Origin of the sequence: Planomicrobium stackebrandtii, from assembly GCF_030814955.1 — a bacterium.
In the GTDB taxonomy this organism is placed as follows: domain Bacteria; phylum Bacillota; class Bacilli; order Bacillales_A; family Planococcaceae; genus Planococcus; species Planococcus stackebrandtii.
Genome location: NZ_JAUSWB010000014.1, coordinates 1 through 17,572, shown reverse-complemented (window position 1 = coordinate 17,572; position 17,572 = coordinate 1). Strand labels below are relative to the sequence as shown.

The following is a 17,572-nucleotide window of genomic DNA, read 5'->3' as shown; positions in this document are numbered from 1 at the left end:
TGTATAAAACAGCAATCGCTTTCTTATAAAGATCGTTCGTTTCTTTAGCTAAAAACCTTCAACTTAATTAATTCAATTCAACTCAACTAACCGATTTTTCTTCACGAAGCGATTCCGGCAGTAGTTTTATCATGCCTTCCAGCACATCGAATGGATGCAGTTTTTTGGTTTTGTTTTCATCGATGGACATGACCAGCTGCTGGCCCGACATGCTGAATCCGACGGCGCGTCCGTATGCGGCCGATTCTTCCACCACTTTGCCGCCGTTGATGCTGGCTGTACCTCTTTCGCTCAGTTTGACGGTCACGACTTTGCCGTTTTGCTTGATCGATTCGACTCCTACTTGGCGTGCCCATACTTTCATGCGGGCAATGCGCAGCAAGCTGTCGGTTTCATTTGGCATATCCCCGAAACGGTCGATCAATTCATCTTGCAGCTCGGTCATTTCCTCTTCTGTATCCACGCCTTTGACGCGTTTGTACATTTGGATCTTTTGATAGCCGTCGCTGACATAGGAATCTGGAATGTAGGCATCGACATCAAGGGAAATTTCAATTTCCGGAACCACTTCTTTTTTGACTCCCGACTGGCGTTCGTCGATTGCCTCCTGCAGCATTTGCGAATACAAGTCAAAGCCGACGGAATCAATAAAGCCGTGCTGCTGCGAACCGAGCAGGTTGCCTGCCCCGCGGATCGTCAAATCACGCATGGCGATTTTAAAGCCGGATCCGAGCTCGGTGAATTCCTTAATGGCCATCAGGCGTTTTTCCGCAACATCTGTCAGCACTTTGTCGCGCTGATACATAAAGTAAGCGTAAGCGACACGGCTCGAGCGCCCGACGCGTCCGCGCAATTGATAAAGCTGAGACAAGCCCATGCGATCGGCATTATAGACGATCAAAGTGTTTACGTTCGGAATGTCAATGCCGGTTTCAATGATGGTGGTTGTAACCAGAACATCGTAATCGCCGTCAAGGAATCCCAAAATGACCGATTCCAGTTCGGTTTCGCTCATTTGCCCATGGGCATAGCCGACGCGCGCTTCCGGCACCAATGCTTGAATTTCCTCCACTTTCCGCGTCATATCGTCCACACGGTTATACAAATAAAACACTTGGCCGCCGCGCGCCATTTCGCGTTCGATGGCTTCGCGTACGAGTGCGCCGTTGTGCTCCATAACATAGCTTTGCACCGGGAAACGGTTGGCCGGCGGTGTTTCGATGACAGACAAGTCGCGCACGCCGATCATCGACATATGGAGCGTTCGCGGAATCGGCGTTGCAGTCAGGGTCAGAACATCTACGTTGGTCTTCATTTGCTTAATCTTTTCTTTATGGGTTACGCCAAATCGCTGTTCTTCATCGATGATCAACAATCCAAGGTCTTTGTACTGCATATCTTTCGATAAAATGCGGTGTGTGCCGACAACTACGTCAACTGATCCATTTTTTAAGCCTTTGACGGTTTCGCCCTGCTGTTTTTTGGAACGGAAGCGGCTCATTAAGCCGACCGTAATCGGGTAATCCTTGAACCGCTCGCTCATCGTTTCAAAATGCTGCTGCGCCAATATCGTTGTCGGCACAAGAAAGGCCACTTGTTTGCCGTCCAATACCGCTTTGAACGCCGCGCGGATGGCAACTTCTGTTTTACCGTAACCGACATCGCCGCAGATCAGGCGGTCCATCGGCCGTTCGTTTTCCATGTCGCGCTTTACTTCATTGATCGAGCGCAGTTGATCGACGGTTTCTTCGTAAGGAAATTCCGCTTCAAACTGGCGCTGCATGTCCTGCTCTTCAGAAAACGCAAAACCTCTTAACGCTTCCCGCTCTGCATAAAGCTTGATCAGGTCATCCGCAATGTCCTGAACAGCTGCCGATACTTTCGTGCGGGTTTTCTTCCACTCCGCGCCGCCCATCTTATGCAGTTTTGGCTCTTTTTCTTCAGATGCGATGTATTTTTGAATCAAGTCGATTTTATCGACCGGTACGAATAATTTATCGTCAGCTTTATAGACAATATGGAGATAATCTTTATGGACGCCTCCGCTTTCCAAGGTTTCGATGCCTACAAAACGGCCGATGCCGTGGTGAATGTGGACAATATAATCCCCTGGTTTGATTTCGGAGTAGCTCTTGATGCGCTCGGCATTTGTCAGCTTTTGCGCACGTGTTTTCTTCTTCGGCTGCTGCTTGAACAATTCCGAATCCGTAATGACGGTCAAACGCTGCAGCGGCATCTCAAATCCTGTCGATAATTCCCCATCAACCAAATAGATTTTGCCGCCTTGAATTTCCGTCGAAGGTGAGGCAATCTCCGCTTCCATATCATAATCAGCCAGAACGGCACGCACTTTTTGCATGCGGTCTTCACCCTGTGCCACGATAAAGATTTGGAACTTCCCTAAGGTCCAGCGCTCCATCTCTGCTTTCAGGAGATGCATTTGGCCATGGAAAGATTGCATCGGCTTGCATGAAAAGGCGATGGACTTTTTAACCGATACCATCGGAAATGTCCGTACGAATAAAGACAGGAACGTTACTTTCTGCTCGAGCTTTGCCATCATTTCCCGGAACGTGTAGGTTAACGAGACATCATGAAGAAACTTTCCTTCTTCCAAAAGCGAAACAATCCAATCGCCTTCTTCGCGCTCTAACGTATCCGTCATTTCTTGTATGCGTCCCAGCTCGTCAAAAAAGACCAGTCCATTTCCCGGGAAATAATCGCCTAAAAATGAGGACTGAGTATCGATCAGAGAGGCATATTTCGCCAGCTGCTCCGGCGTTTCGCCTTGTTTCAGCAAATCGATGTCATGCTGGATATGCTGAAGCATCAAAGCTTTCGTATCGTCAGCTTTGATTTTTTTCAAGCTGGCAGCAAGTTTGCCCTCCAACTTCTCTGCCAGTCCGACACGCTGGTCTTTCGACAGCACCAGTTCACTTGCCGGAAGGATGCACAGCGACTGGACTTTCTCCAGCGAACGCTGATCGTCTGCTGAAAACAGCCGCAGTGAATCCACTTCTGTATCGAACAACTCGATACGTACCGGGTGTTCAAAGTTCAGCGGATAAATATCCAAAATTCCTCCGCGAAGCGCAAACTCTCCAGGAGTGGTCACCATAGGCGTACGGGAATAGCCCATCGCCACCAATTTCAAGAGCCACTCGCCTGTATCAAGTTCTTCGCCTTCAGCAATGCGGAGTGTGGCATAGTCCCACTGCTCTTTTGTCGGCAACAGCTTGCGCATCCCTGCTACCGGTGTGATGTAAATCCCTTTTCCAACGCTTTTCATATGATCAAGCGTATCAATGCGGTGAGCCCGCAGTTCCGGCCCTGAAAACGACACCTCTGCAGCAATCAACTCTTCCGCTGGGTAAAGGTGGACTTGCTGTTCACCAACGAGCCTCACCAAGTCGTCGTATACACGCTGTGCATGCAATAAATTCGGTGTCACGATCAACAAAGGGGTTTCCGCTTCCGACCAGATTGTCTGGTAAAAAATCGGCCGCGCGCTGCCGGATAAACCGGAAATCAGCTGATGGTCCTGCCCCTTCTTCAAATCTGCTATAAAGTTTTGTGTATGGGTATCCTCCGAAAAGGTTCGTAATATGTGATTCATCCAACTTCCTCCTTTCAAAAAAACACAGGAAACAGAAAAAAGCTCTGAACGCCAACTGCGTCAAAGCGATTATGCTCCATTAAATTGATTCATTACTTCGAGATAGGGTTTCGACAGCCAGGTTTCGCAAGCTGCCGCACTCCTTTTGATGGCATCCGCCACTTCCGGAATTTCTTCTTTCGAGAAGCGCTGGAGCACGTAATCCGGTACTTTCATGCCTGCCGGCGGACGGCTGATGCCGATGCGCAGCCGGTTGAATTCCTGTGTGCCTAAATGCTGGATCAGTGACTTGATGCCATTATGGCCACCGGCACTGCCTTTTTGGCGCAATCGCAGTTGGCCAGCCGGCAAATCCAAATCATCGTATATGACAATGATGTCTTTCAGCTCGATGCCGTAGTAATCCATCAGCGCACTGACACTCTCGCCCGATAAATTCATGTAAGTCAACGGCTTGAGCAGCATCACTTTGCCTTCAGGACGGTGGCTAATGGAGTACATCCCTTTGAATTTCGCCTGCGTCAACGGAGCATTCCATTGGCTTGCCAAATAATCGACCACTTTAAAGCCGATATTGTGGCGTGTGTCTTCATATGTTTTGCCCGGATTTCCCAAGCCGATAATCAGTTTCATACCCATCTTCCTTTGCTTTTTTCACTGCCTTTTATTTTACCATAATCAATCGCGAAACAAAAAAATAGGGACTGTCTCTCGACAGCCCCTATTTCCCATTCATATTTATGCTTCTTTTTTATCTTCTTCTTCAGAATCTTCGCTGCCAACCACTTCTGGTTCTGCATCTTCTTCAGATACAGTTTCAAGCTCGTCCAATTCTTCCTGTGTACGTGGAGCTGTTGCAGAAACAAGGATAAAATCGTCTTCATCCAAAATTTCATAAGATACAGTTCCGCGGATATCGCCGACTGTGATTGTTTCGCCAATCGCCAGTTCAGTAGTATCAACTTCTAGTGCATCCGGAATATCAGAAGGCTTCACGCGAACATTTACTTCGCGGTTCGGCTGAGTGATAAAGCCGCCTTCTTTTTCGCCTGCTGATTCGCCAGTCAAGTGAACTGCTACAGCCACTTCAAGCTCATCTGACATGTTGATTGCTAAAAAGTCAACGTGCTTGAAGCTGCCTTTTAAAGCGTCCATTTGATAATCGCTCAATACAACATTTGTGCTCTTGCCATCAATTTCAAGGCTGATTACGCCGTTACGTCCAGATTCACGCAAAGTTTTGATCAATTCGATTTCAGATACAGTTACCGGTGTCGTTTCAGTTTTAAAGCCGTAAACTACGCCTGGTACATTTCCTTTCGAACGAAGTTCAGTTAATGCAGAATTCTTGTTGCTGCTTTCTCTTTTTTGTGCGGTCATTTTTACAGTCATTACTTTCAGCCTCCAGTTATATTAAAAAGTACATAATTCTCGATAGGTACATAAACAGTATATACCCTTTTCTTACAATAATGAAACCTATTACACAGAAAGGTGGTTATTCTGATCAATCAAACAGTGTGCTGACAGATTTTTGTTCATGAACACGGACGATTGTTTCAGCTAACAAGCGTGCTACAGACAACTGCTTGATCTTTGGAGATTTCTTTTCTTCAGGCAAGGCGATCGAGTTGGTGATGATCAATTCCTTGATCACTGAATCGTTGATGCGCTGTACAGCAGGACCCGACAGGACAGGGTGTGTACAGCATGCATATACTTCTTTCGCGCCGCTTTCGATCAAAGCGCTGGCAGCGATCGAGATGGTGCCTGCTGTATCGATGATGTCATCAATAATGATGGCTGTTTTGCCTTCTACATTACCGACAATGTTCATGACTTCCGATACGTTCGGACGGGGGCGGCGCTTGTCGATGATCGCAATTGGCGCTTTCAAGCGGTCTGCCATTTTGCGGGCACGGGTTACTCCGCCGTGATCCGGTGAAACGATGATGACATTTTCAAGGTCGATGCCACTTTCATTCAGGAAGTAATCGGAAAGCAAAGGTACAGCTACTAGGTGGTCAATCAAAATATCAAAGAACCCTTGGATTTGAGGAGCGTGCAAATCCAGGACCACTACACGGGTTGCCCCTGCAGTTTCCAAAAGGTTCGCTACTAATTTTGCAGTAATCGGTTCACGTGAACGGGCTTTACGGTCCTGGCGTGCATAACCGTAATAGGGAATTACGACATTGACCGTGCGGGCAGAAGCACGTTTGACAGCATCAATCATGATCAATAGCTCCATCAAGTTTTCATTGACGGGCTGAGAAGTCGATTGCACGATAAATACATCATAACCGCGAATGCTTTCTTCAATATTAATCTGGATTTCACCATCGCTGAAATGTGTGACCGAACTTTTTCCAAGTGGAATGCCTGCGTGTTCCGAAATTTCTTCAGCCAGCGCCTGGTTCGAATTCAATGAAAAGATTTTCAATTTCGAGTTTGCATTTTGATAGCCCATTAGGTGTGAACCCTCCTATTTTTTACCGTTCAATTTGTTTGCGTAGCCTTCTTTATTTTCCTGGCGCGCGCGAGCAATCGCCAATGAATCCTTTGGTACATCTTTTGAAATTGTAGAGCCAGCCGCTACATAAGATCCTTTGCCTACGGTAACCGGTGCAATCAAATTGGAATTGCAGCCGATAAAGGTGTTGTCTTCGATGACGGTCTGGAATTTATTTTTGCCATCATAATTAACCGTGATCGTGCCGCAGCCAATATTGACATCCGTACCCACATGGGCGTCACCAATATAGCTTAAGTGAGAAACTTTGCTGTCGTTTCCGACGGTTGATTTTTTCACTTCGACAAAGTTGCCGATTTTCACATCATTGCCTAATACCGTATCCGGACGGATGTGTGCAAACGGCCCTACAGCTGTATCCGTTCCAATGCTGCTGTTGTGGATCTCTGAACTGCGGATGGTCGTACGGTCACCGATAATGCTGTTGACGATATGGCTGTTCGAAGAAATGACGCAATCTTCTCCAATTTTCGTATCCCCATCAATCGTCACATTCGGATGGATGATGGTATCCGCTCCGATTTCTGCTTGTGCGCTAATATAAGCTGTCGCCGGATCGATAATGGAAACACCGGCTCTCATGTGTTTTTCAGCAATTCGTTTGCGCATCGTGCTTTCTGCTTGGCTCAAAGCTACGCGGTCATTTACACCTAAAGTTTCATCAAAGCTGTCTGTTGCATAAGCTGCAACAATTTCTCCTTGCTTTTGAAGGATTTCAATCACGTCAGGCAAATAATATTCACCTTGAACGTTATCATTGGAAACCAGCTTCAACGCTTCGAACAGCGCTTCGTTATCGAAGCAATACGTGCCTGTATTGATTTCCTTCACTTGCTGCTCTTCTGGGGATGCGTCTTTTTGCTCGACAATCTTCTCGACGATGCCGGCGTTGTTGCGAAGAATCCGCCCGTAGCCTGTCGGGTTGTCAGCGATTGCCGTCAGGATTGTTGCTTTTGCCTGTGTTTCTGCATGCTGGTCAAGAAGTGCCTGCATCGTTTCCGGACGTATTAGCGGTGTATCCCCGCAAACGACCAAAGTTGTTCCAGCAAGTCCCTCGATCAATGAAGCAGTTTGCTGTACGGCGTGAGCCGTTCCCAATTGTTCTGCCTGCAACGCGTATTCACTTTTCTCGCCCAGCTGCTGCTGAACTTTTTCTGCGCCATGGCCAACAACGGTAACAATTTTTTCAACACCGAGTTTCTCGACATTGCGTGTCACGTGCTCAACCATCGGCATGCCGCAAACTGGATGAAGCACTTTGTACAATTTTGACTTCATGCGCGTGCCTTGGCCGGCCGCTAAAATTACTGCATATGTATTCGCCATTCCTTGCCCCTCCACTCCCGGGCTGATAAGTAGCTCATTTCGCCAATCTTATCGGCCATTTATTAATGCTGCTTGTGAAATCCAGTTTTTAAACTGGCTATGTCAATTTAAAAAATCGCTTTTCCTTATTGACTATAGCGGAAAAACCTTGATTTTTCAAGGTTCCAAGGCGTGACAATACCATTACAAAAAAAGTCAAATAAAAAAAGAGCCCATTAAATGTAGAAGGCCCCTTGATTCAGCTCGATTAAACGCTGGCATTTTCCAATACCGTTTCGTTTTCACTTTGCTCATATGCAGTTAAGACAGCTTCTTGAAGCTTGGTGCGTGCACTTGAATTGATCGGATGGGCAATGTCCCGAAATTCTCCATCCGGTGTTCTTTTGCTTGGCATCGCAACAAACAAGCCTTCATTTCCATCGATCACCCGAATATCATGGATGACAAATTCGTTATCCAGCGTGATGGAAGCGATTGCTCTCATTCGGCCATCGGTTTGTACACGTCGTAATCTTACATCTGTTACTTCCATTCTTTCATCCCCCATTCTCTCAGCTGCTATTTTAAACCCTAATTATGGGTATTCGCTAAAAAGGACTAATCTCCTTCATAAATTCCAAAACTTATTAGAAAATTTGCTCAACGAAATAAAAAACTGCAGCCCTGCTCGATTTTAACGAGTTGGTCTGCAGTTCTTTTATTCAAAATCTAGTTCTAGTTGTTCACTTTTGCAATAACTTCGATTTCCACTTTCACGTCTTTTGGCAAACGGGCCACTTCGACAGTCGAACGCGCCGGTTTATGGTCGCCAAAATAAGATGCGTAAATTTCGTTCAATGCTGCAAAATCATTCATATCTTTAATGAAAACAGTTGTCTTGATGACTTCATTGAGAGACGATCCGGCTTCTGCAAGAACGGCTTTCAGGTTTGAAAATACTTGGTGAGTTTGGTCCGAGATGGTGCCTTCAACCAATTCTCCTGTTGCGGTTAGTGGAATTTGACCTGAACTGTAGAGCAGTCCTCCTGAAACCACACCTTGTGAATAGGGTCCAATGGCGGCTGCCGCTTTGTCTGTCGCTACATAATTCATATTAAATTCCTCCATTTTCAAAGTAATTTCCTTCTTCTAGAGCGATGGTGCGTTCTTTTTCGCTGACTTCATGCAATTTGACGAGGGACAGGTACTTTTCTACGAGCCGTTCATCTGAATGTTCCGCCTCTACCAGCACGGCTACACCCGCTAAAGTGCATTCAAACTCTTCCAGCAAATTCTTCATGCCGTTCATCGTCCCTCCGACTTTCATGAAATCGTCGGTGATGAGGACGCGCTGACCGCTTTTCATGCTGCGTTTTGACAGCACCATCGTCTGGATGCGGCGGGAAGAGCCTGAAACGTAATTGATGCTGACAGTAGAGCCTTCTGTAACTTTGCTGTCTCTGCGAACGATAACCACCGGCACATTCAAATGACGGGCAATCGCATGGGCGATTGGAATCCCTTTCGTAGCTACTGTCATGATGACATCAATTTTTTCCTTAGCAAATGCCGTAGCAAATACTTTGCCGACCCGGTTCATCATTTCCGGATTTCCCAATACATCGGTCATGTACAAATAGCCCCCCGGCAACAGCCGATCGGAATGGCTCAGCTCTTCCATGAGATCCGCCATAATAGACTTGATTTCACGAGCTTGGAGTTTAGGAATAAATTTAACGCCGCCCGCTGCTCCGGGAACGGTCATCAGTAAACCAATTCCTTTTTCTTCAAACGTTTCTTTGACAATCCCCAAATCCTCGCTAATGGAAGACTTGGCTGATTGGTAAAGATCCGAGAAATAAGTCAGCGGAATCAATTTATGCGGATGTTCCAATAAAAAATGCGTCATATCGACAAGCCGTTCACTGCGCTTCCACTTCAATACTACCCTCTCCTAAACACGAATGATTTATAGAAAACTTACCATAAATATCCGTATTTAGGCAAGTGGCTCCCGTTCGCCAATCAAGCGTACGGCGTAAACTTCTGAGCAGAAGCCACGTAAGCCATTATAAATGCGCGGGATGCGCGCTTCATTATGCACCAAACCAAAAACTGTTGGTCCGCTGCCGCTCATCAGTACAGCATCTGCACCGAATTTCTTCATCTGTTCTTTAATCTGTTCAACTTCTGGATATAGTTTCAGAGTAACGCTCTCAAGTGCATTGCCCAGGTTGTCACACATGGCCTCATAATCACCTTCGCGGAGAGCTTGAATCATTTCTTCTGTATTTGGATGCTGAGCTGTCCGAACATCGAAGGCTCCATAGACATCGGCTGTCGAGACACCGATTGTCGGTTTCGCCAAAATGACCCAGCAATTCGGCGGAGTCGGCAATTGTTGGATGATCTCACCACGCCCTTTTGCCAACGCTGTGCCCCCGTATACACAAAAAGAAACATCTGAACCGATTTTTGCTCCCAGCTCAGCCAGCTCATCAAGTGTCAGGTTCAATTGCCAAAGTTTGTTCAGCCCTTTTAATGTCGCCGCTGCATCACTGCTGCCTCCAGCAAGGCCGGCAGCAACCGGAATTTTTTTATCAAGCGAAATGATGACACCAGTTTTGATATTAAAGGTATCTTTGATCAATTGCGCTGCCTGGTAAGCGAGGTTGCGGGAATCATTTGGTACAAAGCGATCTGCAGATTGGATATGTATGCCTTTGGCGGTCCCCATCAACCCGATGCGGTCCGACAAATCCACCGTTGTCATGATCATTTCAATTTCGTGGTAATTATCTGGACGTTTATGTAACACATCCAATGTTAAGTTGATCTTGGCAGGCGCTTTTACGTAGAGCATCCCACTGCCTCCTTTTATATTCTAATGAAGACTATTTTAACATACCGTAGGACAATGGAAAGCAAAGTGCCGACAGAAACAAAAAAACTCGCCTTCCGCTTGGATAAGCAGGAGCAAGTTTTTAAAGTAACATATGGATATAATTCAATTATTTCACGACAAGTGCGTCTTCAGTTCCTTCGTACACGGTAATTTCTACCGCTTCAGTTAAGATGTCTGCGTAGCTGTAAGACACGCGTTCAAATGCATGCTCTTCTTGATCTAGCTCAATCACGAACACGGAGTGGTACGTTTCGCGCAGGATTCCGGCACGTTCGACCGTTTTCTTGCGACCTCCGTTTGCCTTTAAAAGCAAGCGTTTTCCTAAATGTAGGTCTAACGACTTTTTAATATCCGCCAAAGTTTTGGGCATTTTGTCTACACCTCACTATAGACAAAATTTTACCATAATATAATAGAATAGTCAAGCAAATTTCTAATTTTATCAGCGACTATCCAGTGCTGTCAATATTTATTTATTCGAAATATCTTCAACCCGAAACAACATGTGCCGAAATTGTAACAGAATCCCGGTTTCACTGGAAATAAGCGTATAATTTATCAGCCAGCAATCCGAATTCCTTGATCGTCAGCGTTTCTCCGCGGCGTGTCGGATCAATTCCCGCTTCTTCCAGCGCTTTCAAAATGAGCTCTTTTTTCTCTTTGCCTAAAGGCATAGCAACTTGAAGGTTGTTCAAAATAGTTTTTCTTCGCTGAACAAAAGACCCTCTCGTAACGCTAAAGAAGAAGTCCTCGTCGATGACTTCCACTTCTGGCACTTCCCGTTTGGTCATGCGAATAACAGCGGAATCAACATTGGGCTGCGGCAGAAATACTGACTTCGGAACAGTTAATGCCATTTCGGCCTGTGTGTAGTACTGAATGGCGATAGACAGCGATCCATAAGCCTTTGTCCCAGGTTTGGCTGTAATGCGCTCAGCAACCTCTTTTTGCAGCATAACGACCATACCGCGAATCGGAAGTTTTTCCAACAGCAGCTTTAAAATAATAGGGGTAGTGACATAGTATGGCAGATTTGCTACGACGACGATGTCATCGTAACCGGCCAATTCACTGTCGATAGCCGCCTGTACATCCGTTTTCAGGATATCGGCGTGAACGATGGAAATATTGTCATATGGAGAAAGTGTATCCTCAAGCACGGGCAATAGACGCTGATCGATTTCAAAAGCCAGCACCTTGCCTGCTTCTCTTGCTAAATGTTCGGTTAACGCACCGATTCCCGGACCGATTTCGATGGCTGCTGAGTTTTTCGTCAATTTTGCCTGTCCGACAATTTTCCGTAAAATATTGGGGTCGATTAAAAAGTTCTGTCCCAAGCTTTTCTTTACTTTTAAATCATACTTCGCCATGATCTGTTGGGTGCGGATGGGTGTGGCGATATCTTTGGTCATTGGTTTTCCTCCTGAGTTAACGCTTGTACCGCTTTGATAAACTGGTCTTTGGATATACCAAACATATGGAGGCGCTTCTGAAGCTGCTTGCCATTGGTATAGCCGATCTGCAGGTCATTGCCGATTTGGATTCGGCGCTGTTTGGCTTGCGGGTGGGCAACAAGCCCTGCATCGATCAAATCTTCCATGGTGATCTCTACAGCACGCTCTTCTTGCAGCGGCGTATAGACAGCTTGCAAGGCTTCACGGATGTCTTCATCACGGGCATGTTCGATTCCCAAGCCTTTGCCGTTTTTGGCAATTGTTTTTTCTTTAGCCAAAAATGCATGCTTCGCTTGAGGCACATGTTCTTCAATAATAGCACGGATACGCCGTCCGGGATAATCAGGATCCGTAAAAACAATGACGCCCCGTTTCTGCTGTGCATGAGCAATCCGCTGCAGCGTCTCTGGCGTTATGGCTGAACCGTTTGTCTCGATTGTATCGGCATTGACTGCGCGCTTGATCGCTACTGTATCGTCTTTTCCTTCAACTACTATAATTTCATTTATCTTCATATATATAGTTCCTCTTTTCAAGCTTCTTATTTATTCTACACGTTTGCAGGCAAACATGTAAAAGGCTTTCCCGGGAACGATCCCAGGAAAGCCTTTGAATGGAATTTACTGTAGATTAGTTAAGAATTCTAACTTTTACTTGTTTGCGTCCGAATGAAATGGCATCGGATTGGCTAGCCATGAACAAATCAATTTTGTTGCCTTTGATTGCTCCGCCTGTGTCGCCTGCAATCGCATTTCCGTATCCTTCAACCCATACTTTAGAGCCTAAAGGAATGACGCTAGGGTCTACTGCAATGACTTTAAGGCCCGGGTTCGTGTGCAAATTGATTCCGGTAGCTGTAATTCCTGAGCAGCCGGTGCAGCTCGCTGTATATGCTGTTGCTGACACGTAAAACTCTTTGCCGCCTGTCGGTTCAGCTTCTGCCGGTGCTGCCTTGGCAGGTTCCGCTTTTGCAGGTGCTGGTGCTTTTTCAGCTGAAGCTGTTTTGACAGCCGCTTTTTCTGCCGGTGCTGCTTGTTGTTTTTCTTGTGCTGGTGCTGTCTGTTTGGCAGGCTCTGCTTTTGCTGCTGGAGCTGCCGCTTTTGCTTGAGTACCGCGCGAAACGCTGGCTACAACAGTTTTTGTACCGACCGCTGTTACTTGTTTAATTGGTTCTTTTACCACTTTTTCGTTTTTAAGGTCACGCTTTACTTCTTTGCCGTTTTCTTTAACCACTTCATAAGTTTTCTCAACTACGCCATTTGTTCCTTTTTGAACAATGTTTTCGCTGCCTTTAAGAAGTGAACTGTCTTTTTTCGTTTCTACTGCGTATTTTACAGAATCCTCGACTATATCGGTGACCTTTTCAACGCGAACCACTTTGACTTCTGAATTCGGAAGGACCAATTCGTCCATTTCGTTCTCCACTCTGTCAAGTTTGCCCACGGTAATTTCATGCTGCTTTAAAAGGTCAGCGACTGTAGTCGAAGTAGACCATACTTTCTTTTCTTCAAGGCCATCCTGAATGGTAACCTCATATGCTTTTTCCACTGAGATCGTTGTTTCTTCATCCACTTGCTCTTCTAATGCCGGTGATACTTTATCATGTTTTGTAAGCTCAACGTTCGCTTTTGCCAATATTTCTGAAACGGTGTTTTCAGTCGTCCAAGCCGAAGTGGCTTCTCCATCAACTGTCACATTGTATTGTTCTGCTGCATCCCATTCAAGAGATAAATCTTCATTGATCGCTGTTTCTTCGGAGTGGCTCAAAAAATCATGTTCTCCAGGTTTGATTTCCTGCTCTTCCAAAAATGCTCCGACTGTTTCTGCATGCGTTCTTACTTCTTCCTGTTCACCATTTGCTGTTACAGATACTGTATTTTTTGTACCTTCGTATATGGCAAAGGTTAAAACCGCCGCGAACAATAACACGGTTGCGATTGTTACCGCCAATGATTTACCTTTGAATAATTTTGATGATTTGGTATTATTTGATTCATTTGACAAAAATAACTCCCCCTTTTTCATTTGAGTGATTATATGGACTCATGTTTGACCTACTAATTGATCAGGATTTCTTAATTTCACTTTTTTTGAGAAAACTTGTAAAACTTTTCAGCATTGTGTGTGGTTGCTTTCGCGACTGCTTCTATTGAAATTCCTTTTAATCGAGCAATCTCTTCTGCCACTAAAGGAACATAAGAGGGTTCGTTTCGTTTCCCCCGATACGGATGCGGCGCTAAATACGGGGCATCTGTTTCGATCATCAGGTGATCAAGTGAAATCAGTTCGGCGACCTCTTTGGGCTTTTTGGCATTTTTAAATGTTACTGGGCCTCCAAGAGAAATCATAAAATTCATGTCTATACTTTCACGGGCCGTTTCAACACTGCCGCTGAAGCAATGCATAACACCGCCTATTTCTTTCGCATTTTCTTCTTTCAGAATTCTCAGGACATCTTCCGTGGCTTCCCGGTTATGGATGATAATTGGCAGCTGCACTTTTTTAGCCAATCGAATCTGCTTGCGGAAAACTTCCTGCTGCACTTCTTTTGGCGATTTGTCCCAGTGGTAATCCAATCCGGTTTCCCCGATTCCGACTACTTTCGGATGAGCTGACAGTTCTTCGATCCACTTCAGGTCTTCCTGAGTACAATCGATGGCATCGACTGGATGCCAACCAATTACTGCGAAGATGAATTCATAGCTCTCGGCCAATTCTATGGCCCGTTCGATCGTTTTTCGGTCGAAGCCGATGACTACCATTTTCTCCACATGGTTTTCTCGTGCACGCTCAATGACTTGTGTAAGGTCCTCATCATATTGGTCTGCATTTAAATGTACATGGGTATCGATAAACATCAATCATTCTCCTCACATTAAGCTTTATTCTAATGGTTCCACCTGTATCTTTCTTCACAGCAACATTACAATTGGGTAACAAAACATGTTAGTTCCATGTCAAAACGATTATTTCAACTGTATTCTTGGGCCGTAAAACCCATGAAAACAAAAAAAGACCCACTTTTCAAAGTGGGTCAAAGCAGGCCTTTTCCAGTAGTGTTATTTTATTTTCGAACCATTCGGGAGCTGTTCAGCGACCGAAGCAAGTGTTAGGAATCCGTCTTTTTCACCCGCTAAAATCATTCCTTGAGAAAGCTCGCCCCGCAATTTCACTGGCTTTAAGTTAGCCACAACGACCACTTTTTTGCCGACCAGCTCAGCGGGTTTGTAATGTTCAGCTATACCAGAAACGACTTGCCGCTGCTCGTACCCCATGTCCAACTGAAGCTTCAGCAGCTTCGATGTTTTCGGAACAGCTTCACAATCTGTCACTGTCGCTACGCGCAAATCCACTTTTGCAAAATCCTCAATTACAATTTCCGGAACATCCGGAACTTCTACAATTGTCGGCTCTTGGACAGCTGGTGCCGCAGTTCCGCGCATTTGATCGCGGATATACGCGACTTCCGGCTCTACTTCCAAGCGCGGAAAGATTGGCGTTCCTTTGGATACCACTTGAGTGCCCGCAGGAATCTGGCTAAAGTTTTGCAGCGTCTCCCAGGCAAGAAACTCTTCTGTCAGCCCAAGCTGTTCGATGATTTGCTTAGGTGCGTTCGGAAGGAACGGCTGTAGCATAACCGCAGTCATGCGCAGGCTTTCTGCTAAATGGGCCATAACCGAAGCCAATTGCTCTTTTTCAGCTTCATCTTTTGCCAGTACCCATGGCTGTGTTTCGTCAATGTATTTATTGGTTCTTGAAATCAATGCCCAAACTTCGCTCAAGACAATGCTGAACTGCATTCTCTCCATATGCTGCTCATAAACTTTCACTGTTTGTGCAGCTACACGTTGCAGCGGCCCATCAAATTCCGTTTGCAGCCCGTTGATTTGCGGCACTGCGCCATCAAAGTATTTATTGATCATCGATACTGTACGGTTCAACAAGTTTCCGAGATCATTCGCCAAATCGAAATTGGTCCGTTCGACAAACGATTCCGGTGAGAAGACACCGTCTGAACCAAATGGCAGCTCACGCAAAAGGAAGTAACGTGTCGCGTCCAAACCGTAGCGCTCAACAAGCATTTCAGGATACACGACATTGCCTTTGGATTTCGACATCTTGCCGTCTTTCATCATGATAAAGCCGTGAGCAAAAACTTTCTTCGGCAGCGGCAAGTCCAACGCCATCAGGAAGATCGGCCAATAGATCGTGTGGAAACGGACGATATCTTTTCCGACCACATGAACATCAGCCGGCCAGTATTTATTGAACAGGGTGTCATCTTCTGAGCCATAGCCAAGTGACGTGATGTAATTCGACAAAGCATCAACCCATACGTAGATAACATGCTTTGGATCTCCCGGAACCGGAATTCCCCAGTCAAAAGAAGTCCGTGAAACTGACAAGTCTTCCAATCCTGGTTTGATGAAGTTATTGATCATTTCGTTCTTGCGCGATTCCGGCTCAATAAATTCTACATTGTTTTCATAGTATTCGAGAAGGCGGCTTGCATATTTTTTCATATTAAAGAAATACGATTCTTCTTTTACTTTATGGACCGGACGTCCACAATCCGGACAGTTTCCGTTATCCAACTGGTTTTCCGTGAAGAACGATTCGCAAGGCGTACAATACCAGCCTTCGTATTCACCTTTATAAATATCGCCATTGTCGAGGAAGGTTTTGAAAATCCGCTCCACGCCTTCTTTGTGGCGATTTTCCGTAGTCCGGATAAAATCATCATACGTGATATCCATTGTTGACCAAACTTGTTTAGCAGCTGAAGCCATGTCATCCACAAACTCCTGTGGTGCCATGCTCGCTTCTTGCGCTTTTTCTTCAATTTTTTGGCCATGTTCGTCCATTCCAGTCAAAAACCGGACATCAAATCCACGCAAACGCTTGTAGCGGACCATTGCATCAGAGGCGACCGTCGTATAGGCCGTTCCAATATGGAATTTTCCGCTTGGGTAATAAATCGGGGTAGTTAAATAAAAGGTCTCTTTGTTAGCAGTCACGAAAAATTCCTCCAGTTTTTTGGTATAGTTCTTATTTTAACGAAGTCCCCTATTTTGTACAATCTTTCAATTCGACAAAGAAGTTTTAAGTAAAAATTCGACATTTTTTGTGCAATCTTAAAATGGCGTTTTTTGTTTTCACACAACTTTGTCAAATTAATGGCGTTCCTAGGCAGAAATCAAAGAAAATTAACAGTAGATGTAAAATTTCATTATGATTTCGATAGTTTTTTATTGACCAAATTGCCAGTAGTTGGTATGATTTATGACAGGAAGTGGTAAATGTCGAATTTTGGCGAATGCATCCGATAAAATATAAGGGGGACTATTATTATGAAATCGACGGGTATTGTTCGAAAAGTGGACGAATTAGGACGTGTGGTAATTCCGATTGAATTACGCCGTACTTTGGGAATCGCAGAAAAAGACGCACTGGAAATTTATGTAGATGACGACAAAATTATCTTGAAAAAGTATTTACCTAATATGACTTGTGCAGTTACAGGCGAAGTATCAGACGACAACATGCAATTGGTTGGCGGAAAATTGATCTTAAGTGCTGAAGGCGCAGAAATGTTGGTAAAAGAGATCCAAAACAACTTGAAGAAGTAAGATAATAAAAACCAGGATGCGTTGGCATCCTGGTTTTTCAGCTTGTTGAGAAACTAAGATTTTATTCGTTTTTACTTAGTTTAGGTTATGTAGTAAAAAAAGAATCTGAAGTTTTTAGGTCCTTCTGCT

Annotated in this window: 16 protein-coding genes; 1 reads left to right on the top strand and 15 read right to left on the bottom strand. The window is 45.2% G+C overall.

The window, feature by feature from the left end; all coding sequences use genetic code 11:
• Window positions 1-82 precede the first annotated feature (82 nt).
• From mfd to metG, 15 genes are all read right to left on the bottom strand, one after another.
• Complete coding sequence (gene mfd, locus QOZ98_RS18585; RefSeq protein WP_308788725.1) at window positions 83-3,616, bottom strand: transcription-repair coupling factor; 3,534 nt, start codon at window positions 3,614-3,616, stop codon at window positions 83-85.
• 69 nt (window positions 3,617-3,685) lie between these two features.
• On the bottom strand, window positions 3,686-4,249 hold the full coding sequence (pth, locus tag QOZ98_RS18580) for an aminoacyl-tRNA hydrolase (RefSeq protein ID WP_308788724.1): 564 nt from the start codon (window positions 4,247-4,249) through the stop codon (window positions 3,686-3,688).
• 105 nt (window positions 4,250-4,354) lie between these two features.
• Complete coding sequence (locus tag QOZ98_RS18575) at window positions 4,355-5,008, bottom strand: 50S ribosomal protein L25/general stress protein Ctc (protein WP_308788723.1); 654 nt, start codon at window positions 5,006-5,008, stop codon at window positions 4,355-4,357.
• Window positions 5,009-5,123: 115 nt separating this feature from the next.
• Window positions 5,124-6,086 (bottom strand): ribose-phosphate diphosphokinase, encoded by a 963-nt coding sequence (locus QOZ98_RS18570; protein ID WP_142830631.1) that lies wholly within the window; start codon window positions 6,084-6,086, stop codon window positions 5,124-5,126.
• A 15-nt stretch (window positions 6,087-6,101) separates the two neighbouring features.
• Window positions 6,102-7,475: a bifunctional UDP-N-acetylglucosamine diphosphorylase/glucosamine-1-phosphate N-acetyltransferase GlmU gene (gene glmU, locus QOZ98_RS18565; RefSeq protein ID WP_308788722.1), complete on the bottom strand. Its 1,374-nt coding sequence runs from the start codon at window positions 7,473-7,475 to the stop codon at window positions 6,102-6,104.
• A 247-nt stretch (window positions 7,476-7,722) separates the two neighbouring features.
• Window positions 7,723-8,007, bottom strand: coding sequence for a septation regulator SpoVG (spoVG, locus tag QOZ98_RS18560; protein WP_308788721.1), 285 nt, complete (start codon window positions 8,005-8,007; stop codon window positions 7,723-7,725).
• 182 nt (window positions 8,008-8,189) lie between these two features.
• Window positions 8,190-8,567 carry a RidA family protein gene (locus QOZ98_RS18555; RefSeq protein WP_142830623.1) on the bottom strand — a complete coding sequence of 126 codons (378 nt, stop codon included), beginning with the start codon at window positions 8,565-8,567 and terminating at the stop codon, window positions 8,190-8,192.
• Window position 8,568: 1 nt separating this feature from the next.
• Window positions 8,569-9,396, bottom strand: a complete 828-nt coding sequence (purR, locus tag QOZ98_RS18550; RefSeq protein ID WP_308788720.1) for a pur operon repressor — start codon at window positions 9,394-9,396, stop codon at window positions 8,569-8,571.
• A 57-nt stretch (window positions 9,397-9,453) separates the two neighbouring features.
• Window positions 9,454-10,317 carry a 4-(cytidine 5'-diphospho)-2-C-methyl-D-erythritol kinase gene (gene ispE, locus QOZ98_RS18545; RefSeq protein ID WP_308788719.1) on the bottom strand — a complete coding sequence of 288 codons (864 nt, stop codon included), beginning with the start codon at window positions 10,315-10,317 and terminating at the stop codon, window positions 9,454-9,456.
• 148 nt (window positions 10,318-10,465) lie between these two features.
• Window positions 10,466-10,729 carry a biofilm formation stimulator Veg gene (veg, locus tag QOZ98_RS18540; protein WP_006830753.1) on the bottom strand — a complete coding sequence of 88 codons (264 nt, stop codon included), beginning with the start codon at window positions 10,727-10,729 and terminating at the stop codon, window positions 10,466-10,468.
• Between the two features lie 163 nt (window positions 10,730-10,892).
• Complete coding sequence (gene rsmA, locus QOZ98_RS18535; RefSeq protein WP_308788718.1) at window positions 10,893-11,771, bottom strand: 16S rRNA (adenine(1518)-N(6)/adenine(1519)-N(6))-dimethyltransferase RsmA; 879 nt, start codon at window positions 11,769-11,771, stop codon at window positions 10,893-10,895.
• Window positions 11,768-12,328 (bottom strand): ribonuclease M5, encoded by a 561-nt coding sequence (gene rnmV / locus QOZ98_RS18530; protein ID WP_308788717.1) that lies wholly within the window; start codon window positions 12,326-12,328, stop codon window positions 11,768-11,770. Before rnmV ends, rsmA begins: the two co-directional genes overlap by 4 nt.
• A gap of 115 nt (window positions 12,329-12,443) precedes the next feature.
• Window positions 12,444-13,817, bottom strand: a complete 1,374-nt coding sequence (locus QOZ98_RS18525) for a ubiquitin-like domain-containing protein (protein WP_308788716.1) — start codon at window positions 13,815-13,817, stop codon at window positions 12,444-12,446.
• A gap of 77 nt (window positions 13,818-13,894) precedes the next feature.
• The gene (locus QOZ98_RS18520) at window positions 13,895-14,671 is read right to left on the bottom strand and encodes a TatD family hydrolase (protein ID WP_308788715.1); all 777 of its coding nucleotides are present in this window, start codon (window positions 14,669-14,671) and stop codon (window positions 13,895-13,897) included.
• A gap of 201 nt (window positions 14,672-14,872) precedes the next feature.
• On the bottom strand, window positions 14,873-16,831 hold the full coding sequence (gene metG, locus QOZ98_RS18515) for a methionine--tRNA ligase (RefSeq protein WP_308788714.1): 1,959 nt from the start codon (window positions 16,829-16,831) through the stop codon (window positions 14,873-14,875).
• 333 nt (window positions 16,832-17,164) lie between these two features.
• Here metG and QOZ98_RS18510 point away from each other — a divergent pair, with 333 nt between their 5' ends.
• The gene (locus QOZ98_RS18510) at window positions 17,165-17,443 is read left to right on the top strand and encodes an AbrB/MazE/SpoVT family DNA-binding domain-containing protein (RefSeq protein WP_407676721.1); all 279 of its coding nucleotides are present in this window, start codon (window positions 17,165-17,167) and stop codon (window positions 17,441-17,443) included.
• Window positions 17,444-17,572 lie beyond the last annotated feature (129 nt).

Coding starts and splice junctions, on each gene's coding strand:
- pth (WP_308788724.1), bottom strand. CDS start 4,249: ATGAAACTGATTATCGGCTTGGGAAATCCGGGCAAAACATATGAAGAC.
- QOZ98_RS18520 (WP_308788715.1), bottom strand. CDS start 14,671: ATGTTTATCGATACCCATGTACATTTAAATGCAGACCAATATGATGAG.
- rsmA (WP_308788718.1), bottom strand. CDS start 11,771: ATGACCAAAGATATCGCCACACCCATCCGCACCCAACAGATCATGGCG.
- spoVG (WP_308788721.1), bottom strand. CDS start 8,007: ATGGAAGTAACAGATGTAAGATTACGACGTGTACAAACCGATGGCCGA.
- rnmV (WP_308788717.1), bottom strand. CDS start 12,328: ATGAAGATAAATGAAATTATAGTAGTTGAAGGAAAAGACGATACAGTA.
- QOZ98_RS18570 (WP_142830631.1), bottom strand. CDS start 6,086: ATGGGCTATCAAAATGCAAACTCGAAATTGAAAATCTTTTCATTGAAT.
- mfd (WP_308788725.1), bottom strand. CDS start 3,616: ATGAATCACATATTACGAACCTTTTCGGAGGATACCCATACACAAAAC.
- QOZ98_RS18555 (WP_142830623.1), bottom strand. CDS start 8,567: ATGAATTATGTAGCGACAGACAAAGCGGCAGCCGCCATTGGACCCTAT.
- ispE (WP_308788719.1), bottom strand. CDS start 10,317: ATGCTCTACGTAAAAGCGCCTGCCAAGATCAACTTAACATTGGATGTG.
- QOZ98_RS18510 (WP_407676721.1), top strand. CDS start 17,165: ATGAAATCGACGGGTATTGTTCGAAAAGTGGACGAATTAGGACGTGTG.
- glmU (WP_308788722.1), bottom strand. CDS start 7,475: ATGGCGAATACATATGCAGTAATTTTAGCGGCCGGCCAAGGCACGCGC.
- QOZ98_RS18575 (WP_308788723.1), bottom strand. CDS start 5,008: ATGACTGTAAAAATGACCGCACAAAAAAGAGAAAGCAGCAACAAGAAT.
- veg (WP_006830753.1), bottom strand. CDS start 10,729: ATGCCCAAAACTTTGGCGGATATTAAAAAGTCGTTAGACCTACATTTA.